The organism is Pseudonocardia lacus, assembly GCF_018531445.1.
Classification (GTDB): Bacteria; Actinomycetota; Actinomycetes; order Mycobacteriales; family Pseudonocardiaceae; genus Pseudonocardia; species Pseudonocardia lacus.
Genome location: NZ_JAHDTH010000228.1, coordinates 1 through 12,531, shown reverse-complemented (window position 1 = coordinate 12,531; position 12,531 = coordinate 1). Strand labels below are relative to the sequence as shown.

Genomic DNA, 12,531 nt, shown 5'->3' with positions numbered 1-12,531 from the left:
ACCACCGCGGGCGGCAGGTCGGCCGGCAGTTCGGCCGCCCACGCCCCGTACGTCGCCCGCCACGGCGCGTCCGGGGCGCGGTCGACCAGCACCGTGCGCAGCCCGGCGCGTCCGCAGGCGGCGGCCAGTGCCCGCCCCGCGGGCCCGCCCCCGACGACCGCGACGTCGGGGGCCGTGCCGGGTGACTTGCCGGGTGCCGTGCCGGGCGACGTTGTGGCGCTCAGCCGCCACCACCGCCGGTGGCCATCACGCCGCCGTCGATGCGGACGGTCTCCCCGGTGATCCAGGACGCCGCGTCCGAGACCAGGAACCCGACCAGCGAGGCGATGTCCTCGGGGGTGCCCAGCCGCTTCATCGGGTAGCCGGCGGCCACCGCCTCCTCGCCGCGCTCGTAGAGCGCGGCGGCGAACTTGGTCTTCACCACTGACGGCGCGATGGCGTTGACCCGGATGCCCGGGCCGAGCTGGGCGGCCAGCTCCTCGGTGAGCCGGATGAGCGCGGCCTTGGAGGCGCCGTAGGCGGCGATCATGCCGGTCGAGCGCAGCCCGGCCGTCGAGGCCACGTTGACGATCGCGCCGCCGTGCTCGCCCATCCAGGCCCGGTGCGCGAGCTGGACGTAGCCCAGCGCGGCGACGACGTTGACGTCGAAGATCTTGCGCACGGCGTTGAGGTCGGCCTCGACGAGCGGGCCGTAGCTGGGGTTGATGCCGGTGTTGTTGATCAGGATGGACAGGTTGCCGAACGCTTCGACGGTCCGGTCGACCGATTCGGCGCGCGACTCGTCCGAGCCGGCGTTGCCGGCCACCGCGAGCACGCGCGCCGAGTCGCCGCCGGCGGCGTCGGAGACGAGCTTGTCGGCCGCCGCGGCCAGCTCGTCGGGCTTGCGCGCGGTGATGGTCACCGACGCCCCCCTCGACAGCAGCTCGGCCGCGATGGCCAGGCCGATTCCGCGGCTGGCCCCGGTCACCAGGGCGGCCCTGCCCGTGAGATCAGTCATGGCTGGGACCCTACGGTCCGAAGTGCCGCGACAGGGTCGGTACGCTGGAGGTGTGATCCGGATCGGGTAGGCCGTCCCCGCGGACGCCGCACACTCGCCGAACCGGAACCCCTCTGGAGTGCCTCCTCGTGATCACCGCCACCGACCTGGAACTGCGCGCCGGGTCCCGGATCCTGCTGTCCGGGGCCAACTTGCGCGTGCAGGCGGGAGACCGGATCGGCCTGGTCGGGCGCAACGGCGCGGGCAAGACCACCTCGATGCGGGTGCTCGCGGGTGAGGGCGAGCCCTACTCGGGCACCGTGTCGGCCAACAGCGCCGTCGGCTACCTCCCGCAGGACCCCCGCGAGGGCGACCTCACGGTGTCGGCGAAGGACCGCGTGCTCTCGGCGCGGGGCCTCGACGAGATGCTGCGCAAGATGGAGAAGGCCCAGTCGGCGATGGCCGAGCTGGTCGACGGCCCGCAGAACGAGAAGGCCGTGCGCGAGTACGGGCGCATCGAGGAGCGGTTCTCCGCGCTGGGCGGCTACGCCGCCGAGAGCGAAGCGGCCCGCATCTGCGCCCACCTCGGCCTCCCCGAGCGCGTGCTCGACCAGCAGATCGCCACCCTGTCCGGCGGCCAGCGCCGGCGCGTGGAGCTGGCCCGCATCCTGTTCGCGGCCTCCGACGGCGGCGGGGGCGGCGCGCCCAGCGCCACCACGCTGCTGCTCGACGAGCCCACCAACCACCTCGACGCCGACTCGATCACCTGGCTGCGCTCGTTCCTGTCCGCGCACGACGGCGGCCTCGTGGTCATCAGCCACGACACCGAGCTGCTGGCCGCGGTGGTGAACAAGGTCTGGTTCCTCGACGCCACCCGCGGCGAGGTCGACGTCTACAACATGGACTGGAAGCGCTACCAGGACGCGCGGGCCACCGACGAGAAGCGCCGCCGTCGCGAGCGGGCCAACGCCGAGAAGAAGGCCGCGGCGCTGCACACCCAGGCGGCCAAGATGGGCGCCAAGGCCACCAAGGCGGTCGCGGCCAAGAACATGGCCCGCCGCGCCGACCAGCTGCTGGCCGGGCTCGACCCGGAGCGCCAGCACGACCGCGTCGCCAAGATCCGGTTCCCGGCGCCCGCGCCGTGCGGGCGCACCCCGCTCACCGCGGAGGGGCTGTCCAAGGCGTTCGGCTCGCTGGAGGTCTTCACCGGCGTCGACCTCGCGGTCGACCGCGGCGCCAAGGTCGTGGTGCTGGGGCTCAACGGCGCCGGCAAGACCACCCTGCTGCGCCTGCTGGCCGGCACCGAGGTCGCCGACGCGGGGCGCGTGGTGCCCGGGCACGGCCTGCGCACCGGCTACTACGCCCAGGAGCACGACACCCTGGACCTGTCCGCGTCGGTGTGGGAGAACATCCGCCACGCCTCGCCCGACACCCCCGAGCAGCAGCTGCGCACGCTGCTCGGCTCGTTCATGTTCTCCGGCGACCAGCTCTCCCAGCCGGCCGGCACGCTCTCGGGCGGCGAGAAGACGCGCCTGGCGCTGGCCGGGCTGGTCTCCAGCGCGGCCAACGTGCTGCTGCTCGACGAACCGACGAACAACCTCGACCCGGCCAGTCGCGAGCAGGTGCTCGACGCGCTGCGCCGATTCGACGGGGCGGTCGTGCTGGTGACGCACGATTCCGGAGCGGTCGAGGCGCTCGAACCGGACAAGGTGATCGTGCTGCCCGACGGCACCGAGGACTTCTGGTCGGCCGACTATCTCGAACTGGTCCAGTTGGCCTGATCGGGCGATTTGCTGCCCGACCCAGGTCCACCCGAACGGCTACTGAAGATCCCAGTGTGACCGGGATCGCAGCACCGGGTGTCCGATCATGCCCTGACTCGATCCACTTCTGGGGTGACCAGCACGTCGCGTCGGGGTGACGAGCACGTAATGGGCTCCTCAACGATCACCCGCATGCGTGATCCGTTCGGCCGAACCGCTCACCGATCATCGAATGGATCTCCTGGTCCGCCCCTGTCACCCTGGAGATCATTGCCGGACACCGGGGGCGACAACTCGGCGGAAGGTCCGCTGAGGGGGTTAGAGGAGGTCTGGGGCCGTGGCCGATCTGAAGAAGGGTGCCCGAATCACCGGGACCCAGCGGGACAAGCTCGCAACGGACCTGAAGAAGAAGTACGAGAAGGGCGCCAGCATCCGGGCGCTCGCCGAGCAGACCGGGCGGTCGTACGGATTCGTGCACCGCGTGCTCAGCGAAACCGGGGTCACGCTGCGCGGGCGCGGGGGCGCGACGCGCACCAAGAAGAAGTAGCCCGACCGTCCACACCGCCACCTCAGCTTCACCCATTCGGCCGCAGCTAGCTGGCTGGATGGCGTAACGCGGCAGCGACCGCGTCCATCGCGCGCACCTGTTGGCCGCCGCGCACACGTTCCGACGTGCGCGCGGCGGCCAACCGGTGCGCGCGGTGCGTCGGGGGTGCACACCGCAAACGCGACGGCGCGGGCGTCAGGGGTCCGTGCGAGGGTTCGATCGTCGGGCGCGGGATGCTCCGCGCCGCCGGCGGCGTTGAGCCGTGCGCGTGCAACGGTGTAATGGTGAAGGAGGGCGCGCATGGACGGCGTCTGGGGGATGATGCGCGGGGCCACCCGCGCGGTCGACGCGCCCACCTCGATCAAGCGCGGGACGCTCCCGCGCATCTGGCGGTTCGCCCGGCCCTACCGGCGCCTGTTGGCGGGCTTCCTGTCGCTGACGGTCGTCTCGGCGACCATCGGCGTGGCCACGCCCGTGCTGGCCGGGCGCGTGGTCGACGCGATCATCGGCGGCGGGCCCGACGCCGCCCGCACGGTGGTGCTGCTGGCCGGCGGGGTGGCCGGCCTGGCGGTGCTGGAGGCGCTGGTCGGGCTGTCCACGCGGTGGTTCTCCGCGCGCATCGGCGAAGGGCTCATCGTCGACCTGCGCGGCGCGGTCTTCGAGCACGTGCAGCGGATGCCGGTGGCGTTCTTCACCCGCACCCGCACCGGCGCGCTGGTCAGCCGGCTCAACAACGACGTCGTGGGCGCCCAGACCGCGATCACCGGCACGGTGAGCTCGGTACTCAGCAACGTCATCCAGCTGGCGCTGGCCGTGGCGGTGATGATGACGCTGGCCTGGCAGGTCACCGTGCTCGCGCTCGTGCTGCTGCCGATCTTCGTCATCCCGGCCCGGCGGATGGGCCGCACCATCGCCGACCTGCGCCGCGAGAACGCCGACCTCTCCGCGGCCATGGGCAACCAGATGACCGAGCGCTTCTCGGCGGCGGGGGCCACGCTGGTCAAGCTGTTCGGCCGCCCGGTCGAGGAGGCCGCCAGCTTCCGCGGGCGCGCCGAGCGCGTCCGCGACATCGGCATCCGCACCGCCATGGCCACTCGCGTGTTCGTCACCTCGCTGTCGCTGGTCTCGGCGCTGGCCCAGGCGCTGATCTACGGCCTGGGCGGCTACCTGGCCGTCACCGGGCAGATCGAGGCCGGCACCGTGGTCACCCTGGCCCTGCTGCTCACCCGGCTCTACTCGCCGATGACCGCGCTGGCCAACGCCCGCGTCGACGTGATGACCGCGCTGGTGTCGTTCGAGCGGGTCTTCGAGGTCCTCGACCTGCGGCCCATGATCACCGAGCGACCCGACGCCCGCGACCTGCCGCCCGACCCGCTCGGGGTGCGCCTGCGCGACGTGCGCTTCGGCTACCCCGGCGCCGACCGGGTCTCGCTGGCCTCGCTGGAGGAGGTCGCCGTGCTCGACAACCGGGCGGGCGAGGAGGTGCTGCACGGGATCGACCTGGAGGTCGGCGCCGGGCAGGTCGTGGCGCTGGTCGGGCCGTCGGGCGCGGGCAAGTCGACGATCGCCGCGCTGGTCCCGCGCCTCTACGACGTCGACGGCGGCGCCGTCGAGCTGGGCGGTGTCGACGTGCGCGAGCTGAGCTTCGCCGCGGTGCGCGGCGCGGTCGGCGTGGTCACCCAGGACGGGCACCTCTTCCACGACACGATCCGGGCCAACCTCGCCTACGCCGCGCCCGGCGCGAGCGACGAGGAGATCGTCGAGGCGATGCGCCGCGCCCGCCTGGGCGAGGTCCTCGACGCCCTGCCCGACGGGCTCGACACCGTCGTCGGTGAGCGCGGCTACCGGCTCTCCGGCGGCGAGCGCCAGCGCCTCACGATCGCCCGGCTTCTGCTGGCCAGGCCGCGCGTGGTGATCCTGGACGAGGCCACCGCGCACCTGGACTCCGAATCGGAGGTGGCGGTGCAGGAGGCGCTGGGCGAGGCGCTGCAGGGGCGCACGGCGATCGTCATCGCGCACCGGCTCTCCACGGTCCGCGACGCCGACCTGATCGCCGTCGTCGAGCACGGCCGGATCGTCGAGCGCGGCACCCACGACGAGCTCATCGCGGCCGGGGGCCGCTACGCCGCGCTGCACCGCACCCAGTTCGCGGGGGAGAGCGCGAACGGTCCGCGGCTGGTCGCCCCCCGGGCCTGAAGCCCGACCTGCTCGTCCGCTCAGCCCGCCCTACCGGACGGGCCGACCGGGCGCGCGCCGTTGCCCCCGGGGCTGCTCCGCGGCACCCGCACCGAGCCCTCCACCAGGTCGAGCACCGCGCCCAGCTCGCCCAGCGGCAGGTCCATCGCCACGTGGGAGACCAGGCCCTCCAGCACCAGTTCGAGGAAGCGGGCCAGCACCGCCTCGTCGACGTCGGCGCGCACGGTGCCGGCCGCGGCCTGGCGGCGCAGCCGCTGGCGGGTGGCCGCGGTGAGCGCGTCGGCGCTGCGCCGCCAGTGCTCGCGGAAGCCGGGGTCGGTGCGCCCGCGGCGGGCGATCTCCAGGAACGTCCCGGCCCAGCCGGCCTGCAGCTCGTGCGGCGCCGCGAGCAGCTCGCGCATCACCTGCACCAGGCCCTGCTCGGCGACGATGTCGGCCATGCGCTCGGTGTCCTGCTCGGCGACGGCCAGGAACAGCGCTTCCTTGTCGCGGAAGTGGTGGAAGATCGCCCCGCGGGACAGCCCCACGGCCTGTTCGAGGCGGCGCACCGTGGCCCCCTCGTAGCCGTGGCGGGCGAAGCACGAGCGCGCGCCGTCCAGGATCCGGGCGCGGCGCGCGGCGAGCTGCTCGGCGCTGACCCGGGGCACCCGGCGAGGATAGCGCTCACCGGACGGGCGTACTGCTAGCTGCACGGTCCGGCGAAAGCGCGCTCGCCTTTCGCCTGCATCCGTGCTCCATCAGGCGTAGCGTCGTTCCGCGTGGGTACAGAGCTGGGCTGGGCGCCACCCGAGGAGTCGGCGGAGGCGCCGCTGCACGCCGCCGCAACCGATCCAGCCCCCGATCCCGGCCCCTCGGTGCTGCACGACTGCGCCGACGCCGAGGCGTACGTGGCGTCGGTGTGCTTCAAGCACGGCCCCCCGCGGCTGGTCGGCGTCGAGCTGGAGTGGCTGCTGCACCGGCCGCTCGCGCCGCTCGTGCCGACCGACGCCGCCGCGCTGACCGCGGCGCTCGGCCCGCACGCCCCGACCACGATGAACCCCGCCTCACCCGCTTCCCCCCTCCCCGAAGGCTCCGAGGTCACCGTCGAGCCCGGGGGCCAGCTCGAGCTCGCGAGCAAGCCCTTCCCCGACCTCGCCCGGCTCACCGCCGCGGTCAGCGCCGACACCGCCGTGCTGCACGACCGGGTCGCCGCCGTCGGGCTGGCCCCGCTCGACCGGGCCGCCGACCCCGTCCGCCCGCCGGTGCGCCTGCTGGACGTGCCCCGCTACCGCGCGATGGAGCAGGCCTTCGACCGCGTCGGTCCGTACGGGCGCAGCAGCATGTGCGCCACCGCCGCCGTGCAGGTCGGCCTCGACGCCGGCGAGACCACCGCGGTGGGCGGGCGCTGGGCCGCGCTGCACGCCGTGGGCCCGGTGCTGCTGGCCGCGTTCGCCAACTCGCCCGACCTGCACGGCAGGCGCACCGGCTGGAAGTCGGCCCGCTGGGCCAGCTGGCTGCGCGCCGACCCGACGCGCACCGCGCCCCCCGCGATCGCCGACGTCGCCGACACCGACCCGGCCGCGGCGTGGGCCCGCCGGGTGCTGCACAGCCCGGTGCTCTGCGTCCGCGAGGGCACCGACCGCTGGATCGTGCCCGACGGCCTGACCTTCGCCGACTGGATCCGCGGCGCCCCCGGGCTGCGCCGCCCCACGGTCGACGACCTCGACTACCACGTCTCGACGCTGTTCCCGCCGGTCCGCCCGCGCGGGCACCTGGAGGTGCGCTACGTCGACGCCCAGCCGGGTAGGCGCTGGGCGCTGCCGGTGGCGGTGCTGGCCGGGCTGCTGTCCGACCCGGCCGTCACCGACCGGGTCCGCGACGTCTGCGAGCCGGCGGCGGGGCGCTGGGTCTCCGGCGCCCGCCACGGGCTGGCCGACCGCGTGCTGGCCAGGGCGGCCGCGTCGGTGTTCGAGCTGGCCCGCGACCGCCAGCCGGCGCTGGGCTCGCCGGGCTGGGTCGTCGACGACCTCGACGACATGATCGAGCGACAGGTGCTGCGCGGGCGCTGTCCCGCCGACGACCCGGAGCCGTCATGAGCGAGCCCGGGCCGACCGTCCACCGACCGACACGGTGCGATCGACACCGCGCGACCGACCAGTGCCCCCGCTCGTCGCCGACCGGGCGCAGCGGGGGAGTGATGAGCCCGTACCGGGAGACGTACCCGACACCCGCAGGGGAGACACCGTGACCGAGACCGTGGCCGCCACCGCGCCCGCCGTCACCGACCTCACCGACCTCACCGACCTCACCGACCTCACCGCCGAGCAGTTGCGCACCCGCGTGGCCGAGCTGCTGGCCGCCTCGCGCGCCCGCTCCACCGCCCTGACCGACGCCGTCGACGAGGCCGATCTGCTCGCCCAGCACTCGCCGCTGATGTCGCCGCTGGTCTGGGACCTGGCCCACATCGGCAGCCAGGAGGAGCTGTGGCTGGTGCGCGACGTCGGCGGCCGCGAGCCGCTGCGCCCGGAGATCGACGGGCTCTACGACGCGTTCCAGCACTCCCGGGCCAGCCGCGTCGCCCTGCCGCTGCTCACCCCGCCCGAGGCCAGGGCGTACGTGGCCGAGGTGCGCGAGAAGGCCCTCGACGCGTTGCACGCCAGCCCGCTGGCCGGGCGCCGGTTGGAGGAGCACGGCTTCGCCTTCGGGATGATCGTGCAGCACGAGCAGCAGCACGACGAGACCATGCTGGCCACCCACCAGCTGCGCGCGGGCGGCCCCGTCCTGCGGGCGCCCGCCCCGCCGCCCGGGCGCCCGCTGCCCGCGCGCGAGGTCCTCGTGCCCGCGGGCCCGTTCACCATGGGCACCTCCACCGAGGCGTGGGCGCTGGACAACGAGCGCCCCGGGCACGTCGTCGACCTGCCCGCCTTCTGGATCGACACCGCGCCGGTCACCAACGGCGAGTACGCCGAGTTCGTCGCGGCCGGCGGCTACCACGATCCGCGCCACTGGACCGAGGCCGGATGGCGCCACCGCACCGAGGCCGGGCTCACCGCCCCGCAGTTCTGGCTGCGCGACGGCGCAGGCGAGTGGTTCCGCCGCGCGTTCGGGGTGGTCGAGCCGCTCGTCGCCGACGAGCCCGTGGTGCACGTCAGCTGCCACGAGGCCGACGCCTACGCGGCCTGGGCCGGCAAGCGCCTGCCCACCGAGGCCGAGTGGGAGAAGGCCGCGCGCTTCGACCCGGCGTCCGGGCGCTCGCGGCGCTACCCATGGGGCGACCAGGACCCGACCCCGGCGCACGCCAACCTGGGCCAGCGCCACCTGCGCCCGGCGCCCGTCGGCGCCTACCCGGCCGGGGCATCGGCGCTGGGCGTGCACCAGCTCATCGGCGACGTGTGGGAGTGGACGGCGTCGGGCTGGCACCCGTACCCGGGCTTCGAGGTCTTCCCCTACCCCGAGTACTCGCAGGTGTTCTTCGGCGGCGACTACCGCGTCCTGCGCGGCGGCTCGTTCGGCACCGACCCCGCCGCCATCCGCGCCACCTTCCGCAACTGGGACCACCCGATCCGCCGGCAGATCTTCAGCGGGTTCCGGCTGGCCCGCGACGCCCGACCCGGCGACCGCTAGCCGCGTGTGCCGCCACCTGGCCTACGTCGGTCCGCCCGTCACGCTGTCGTCGCTGGTGATCGAGCCGGCGCACGGGCTGCTCGTGCAGTCCTACGCGCCTTCGGACATGCGCGGCGGCGGCACCGTCAACGCCGACGGCTTCGGCGCCGGCTGGTACCCCGGCCCCGGCTCCGACGCCGTGCGTTACCGCAGCGCGTCGCCGATCTGGACCGACGGCTCGTTCGCCGCCGTGGCCGCGGCCACCCGCTCGACCGGGCTGCTGGCCGCGGTGCGCTCGGCGACGATCGGGATGCCCGTCACCGCCCCGGCGGCGGCCCCGTTCGCCGAGGGCCGCTGGCTGTTCAGCCACAACGGGGTGGTCCGCGGCTGGCCCGGCTCGGTCGCCGCCGCGGCGCGCGAGCTCCCGGTGACCGACCTGCTCACGCTCGACGCGCCGACCGACGCCGCCCTGCTCTGGGCGCTCGTGCGCGACCGGCTGCGCCGCGGCGCCGACCCGGGCGCCGCGCTGGGCGAGGTCGTGGTCGCGGTGGCCGCCGCGGCCCCGGGGTCGCGGCTGAACCTGCTGCTCACCGACGGCACCGGGATCTGGGCCACGGCCTGGGACCACGCCCTGTCCGTGCGCGCCGCCGACGCCGCCGCGCTCGTCGCCTCCGAGCCCCTCGACGACCCCGAGACCTGGACGAAGGTGCCCGACCGGCACCTCGTGGTGGCCCACCCGGGCCACTGCCGCACGATCCCGCTGCCCGCCGCCTGACCGGCCGGCGTGCGCGGGCCACCCCGACGACCGGAGCCCCATGACCCTCCTGCTGGACGTCCACCTGACCGAGAGCGACGCCGACGCCGCCCTGCGCGCCGATGCACTGGCCGGGCTCACGGCCACCCCGAAGTGGTTGCCGCCGAAGTGGTTCTACGACGCCCGCGGCAGCGAGCTGTTCGAGCGGATCACCGAGCTGCCCGAGTACTACCCCACGCGCACCGAGCGGACCCTGCTCGACCGCTCGGCGGACGAGATCGCCGCGGTCTCCGGAGCCGACGTGCTCGTCGAGCTGGGGTCGGGCTCGTCGGCCAAGACCCGGCTGCTGCTCGACGCCTTCACCTCGCCCGCCCACCCCGGCGGCGGCCTGCGCTGGTACGTGCCCCAGGACGTCAGCGAGTCCGCGCTGCGCCAGGCCATGGGCACCCTGGCCGACGAGTACCCCGGGCTGCGGCTGCGCGGCGTCGTCGGCGACTTCACCCGCCACCTCGACCGCCTGCCCGGCGGCCGGCACACCCCGCTGCCCGGCGGGACCCGGCGGATGGTCGCCTTCCTGGGCGGCACCATCGGCAACCTGCTGCCCGCCGAGCGCGACCGGTTCCTCACCGGGCTGCGCGCCGTGCTGGAGCCGGGGGAGCAGATGCTGCTGGGCACCGGGCTGGTCGTCGAGCCGGAGGTGCTGGTGCGGGCCTACGACGACGGCGCCGGCGTGACCGCCGAGTTCAACCGCAACGTGCTGCGGGTGCTCAACCGGGAGCTGGGCGCCGACTTCGACGTCGACGCGTTCACGCACGTGGCGCTGTGGGACGCCGAGCGGGAGTGGATCGAGATGCGGCTGCGCGCCGAGCGCGCCATGACCGTGCGCCTGCCCGAGCTCGACCTGAGCGTCGACTTCGCCCGCGGCGAGCAGATGCGCACCGAGGTGTCGGCGAAGTTCCGCGCCGACCGGCTCGGGGCGCTGTTCGCCGGCGCCGGGTTCGCGCTGACCCGGGTGTGGACCGACCCGGACGAGCGCCACGCCCTGTCGCTGGCGACCGCGGCGTGATCGGCCCCCGCGAGACCGTCGATCACCGGCCGCGCGCGGCGTAGCGTCGCGGGGATGCAGACCTGGGACGCCATCCGGGCGCGGCGCAACGTCCGCACCTTCACCGACCAGCCGATCGAACCGGCGGACCTGGACCGGATCCTGGAGGCCGGGTGGCGCGCCCCGTCGGCGAAGAACCGCCAGGCGTGGGACTTCGTCGTGGTGACCGACCGCGACCAGCTCGCCGAGCTGGCCACGGTGTGGCAGGGCGCCCGGTTCATCCCCGGCAGCCGCGCGACCATCGTGCTGACCGTGCCCGACCCGCAGGAGCAGCGGTTCGTGGCCATCGACCGCTACGACCTCGGCCAGGCCACGATGGCGATGATGATCGCCGCCACCGACCTGGGCATCGGCAGCGGCCACGCCTCGATCCACGACCAGGAGGCACTGCGGCGCATCATCGGCATGCCCGAGGGGCACTCCGGCGTCGCGCTGATCGGGCTGGGCTACCCCGCCGACCGCCCGCTGGGCCCGCCGGTGAAGCTCTCCCGCCGGCCCTTCGACGAGGTGGTGCACCGTGGCAAGTGGTGACCCGTGCTGGCGCACCGACGGCGTGCGCGTCGTGCCCGCCGACGCCCTGGACACCAACACCGCGCAGACCCCCGGCATGCACCGCGCCGCCGCGGTCAACGGGGAGCGGGTCGGCGCCCGCAAGCTCTGGGCCGGCACTGTGACCATCCACCCGGGCGCCCGCACGGGCGCGCACCACCACGGCGAGCTGGAGAGCGTGATCTACGTGGTGCGCGGGCGGGCCCGCATGCGCTGGGGGGAGCGGCTGGAGTTCGCCGCGGAGGCCGGGCCGGGCGGGTTCATCTTCGTCCCGCCGTGGGTGCCCCACCAGGAGATCAACGCCCTGGACGACGAGCCGCTGGAGTGCGTGCTCACGCGCAGCGGGCAGGAGCCGGTGGTGGTCAACCTCGACATCGAGGGGGTGGCCGACCCCGAGCACGTGCCCTGGGTCGATCCGGGGCACCCGGCGGAGTAGGTGGGTCCGTTCGACTGCGCGTAGGCGTTGTGCGCTGTGCCACCATGAGGGTCGGCAATGTCCGGTTCCGCGCGCCTGTCGGGGGTGGCCGATGGATGCGGACGGCCGGGCGCGTCGGGCGCCCTGGCTCGCGGCTGCCGTCGCGGCCGCGACGGTGCTCGCCGTGCTGCTGCCGGCCCGCTCGGGCCAGAGCGGCGGGCCGGGGCCGCCGCCGGCCCCGGTGCGCCCGGCCCCGCAGGCCCTCGCCGTCGTGGCGCAGAGCCTCGACCGGTGCGCCGCCGCGCTCGAGGCCGCCGGGCTCTCCGGGGGCTACCCGGAGCGCGGCGAGTGGCGGCCGATGGCCCAGCTGGTCAGCGCGGGCACGTCGGTGACGATGCTGGAGGCCGAGGTGCCGTTCGTGTGCGCGGCCGGCCCGTCGACGGTCGAGGTGTCCGACCCGCGGGTGGCGGTGCCGGTCGACCGGGCGCTGCTGCTGGTCAGCGCGCCGAGCGGGGTGCTGGCCGCGGTGGCGCCGGAGGGGGCGCGCGTCGAGGTGACCGCGGACGGCGAGCGCCCGTCGAGCGTGACGTCGCACCGTGCGTTCCTGCGGCTCGCGCCCCGCCCGATCACGCACGCCGGCCAGT

12 protein-coding genes and 1 pseudogene are annotated in these 12,531 nt (G+C 75.0%); 10 read left to right on the top strand and 3 right to left on the bottom strand.

Features of this window, described 5'->3' with window-relative positions:
* Together KIK08_RS32925 and KIK08_RS32920 are read right to left on the bottom strand one after the other, a co-directional pair.
* Positions 1–224, bottom strand: a 224-nt coding sequence (locus tag KIK08_RS32925; protein ID WP_214407224.1) for an FAD-dependent oxidoreductase, incomplete at its 3' end; no start/stop codon positions are given.
* Positions 221–997, bottom strand: coding sequence for an SDR family oxidoreductase (locus tag KIK08_RS32920; RefSeq protein WP_214407221.1), 777 nt, complete (start codon positions 995–997; stop codon positions 221–223). The genes KIK08_RS32925 and KIK08_RS32920, both read right to left, overlap by 4 nt.
* 128 nt (positions 998–1,125) lie before the next feature.
* On the opposite strand from KIK08_RS32920, the gene KIK08_RS32915 reads away from it, so the two are divergent.
* The 3 genes from KIK08_RS32915 (at position 1,126) to KIK08_RS32905 (ending at position 5,482) form a co-directional block, all read left to right on the top strand.
* On the top strand, positions 1,126–2,757 hold the full coding sequence (locus tag KIK08_RS32915; RefSeq protein WP_214407220.1) for an ABC-F family ATP-binding cassette domain-containing protein: 1,632 nt from the start codon (positions 1,126–1,128) through the stop codon (positions 2,755–2,757).
* Positions 2,758–3,076: 319 nt separating this feature from the next.
* A complete protein-coding gene (locus tag KIK08_RS32910; protein WP_028932228.1) occupies positions 3,077–3,286 on the top strand; it encodes a helix-turn-helix domain-containing protein in 210 nt (69 codons plus the stop codon).
* A 300-nt stretch (positions 3,287–3,586) separates the two neighbouring features.
* Entirely contained in the window at positions 3,587–5,482 is a 1,896-nt protein-coding gene (locus KIK08_RS32905; protein WP_214407219.1) for an ABC transporter ATP-binding protein, read from the top strand.
* A gap of 20 nt (positions 5,483–5,502) precedes the next feature.
* Here KIK08_RS32905 and KIK08_RS32900 read toward each other — a convergent pair whose 3' ends face one another.
* Positions 5,503–6,129, bottom strand: coding sequence for a TetR/AcrR family transcriptional regulator (locus tag KIK08_RS32900; RefSeq protein ID WP_214407218.1), 627 nt, complete (start codon positions 6,127–6,129; stop codon positions 5,503–5,505).
* Positions 6,130–6,240: 111 nt separating this feature from the next.
* On the opposite strand from KIK08_RS32900, the gene egtA reads away from it, so the two are divergent.
* The 7 genes and pseudogenes from egtA to KIK08_RS32865 all read left to right on the top strand — a co-directional run.
* Entirely contained in the window at positions 6,241–7,557 is a 1,317-nt protein-coding gene (egtA, locus tag KIK08_RS32895; protein WP_308258039.1) for an ergothioneine biosynthesis glutamate--cysteine ligase EgtA, read from the top strand.
* A gap of 148 nt (positions 7,558–7,705) precedes the next feature.
* Positions 7,706–9,085 (top strand): ergothioneine biosynthesis protein EgtB, encoded by a 1,380-nt coding sequence (gene egtB, locus KIK08_RS32890; RefSeq protein ID WP_408004768.1) that lies wholly within the window; start codon positions 7,706–7,708, stop codon positions 9,083–9,085.
* 4 nt (positions 9,086–9,089) lie between these two features.
* Complete coding sequence (gene egtC, locus KIK08_RS32885; RefSeq protein WP_214407217.1) at positions 9,090–9,839, top strand: ergothioneine biosynthesis protein EgtC; 750 nt, start codon at positions 9,090–9,092, stop codon at positions 9,837–9,839.
* A 40-nt stretch (positions 9,840–9,879) separates the two neighbouring features.
* On the top strand, positions 9,880–10,884 hold the full coding sequence (gene egtD / locus KIK08_RS32880) for an L-histidine N(alpha)-methyltransferase (RefSeq protein ID WP_214407216.1): 1,005 nt from the start codon (positions 9,880–9,882) through the stop codon (positions 10,882–10,884).
* 54 nt (positions 10,885–10,938) lie between these two features.
* A complete protein-coding gene (locus KIK08_RS32875; RefSeq protein ID WP_214407215.1) occupies positions 10,939–11,454 on the top strand; it encodes a nitroreductase family protein in 516 nt (171 codons plus the stop codon).
* Positions 11,441–11,908: a cupin domain-containing protein gene (locus KIK08_RS32870; protein WP_214407214.1), complete on the top strand. Its 468-nt coding sequence runs from the start codon at positions 11,441–11,443 to the stop codon at positions 11,906–11,908. Before KIK08_RS32875 ends, KIK08_RS32870 begins: the two co-directional genes overlap by 14 nt.
* Positions 11,909–11,999: 91 nt before the next feature.
* Positions 12,000–12,531 (top strand): annotated as a pseudogene (locus tag KIK08_RS32865) (hypothetical protein); the annotation flags it as partial.

What these genes read in the sequence shown, in the direction of transcription:
- KIK08_RS32920 (WP_214407221.1), bottom strand. Translation starts at nt 997, where the DNA reads ATGACTGATCTCACGGGCAGGGCCGCCCTGGTGACCGGGGCCAGCCGC.
- KIK08_RS32905 (WP_214407219.1), top strand. Translation starts at nt 3,587, where the DNA reads ATGGACGGCGTCTGGGGGATGATGCGCGGGGCCACCCGCGCGGTCGAC.
- egtD (WP_214407216.1), top strand. Translation starts at nt 9,880, where the DNA reads ATGACCCTCCTGCTGGACGTCCACCTGACCGAGAGCGACGCCGACGCC.
- KIK08_RS32875 (WP_214407215.1), top strand. Translation starts at nt 10,939, where the DNA reads ATGCAGACCTGGGACGCCATCCGGGCGCGGCGCAACGTCCGCACCTTC.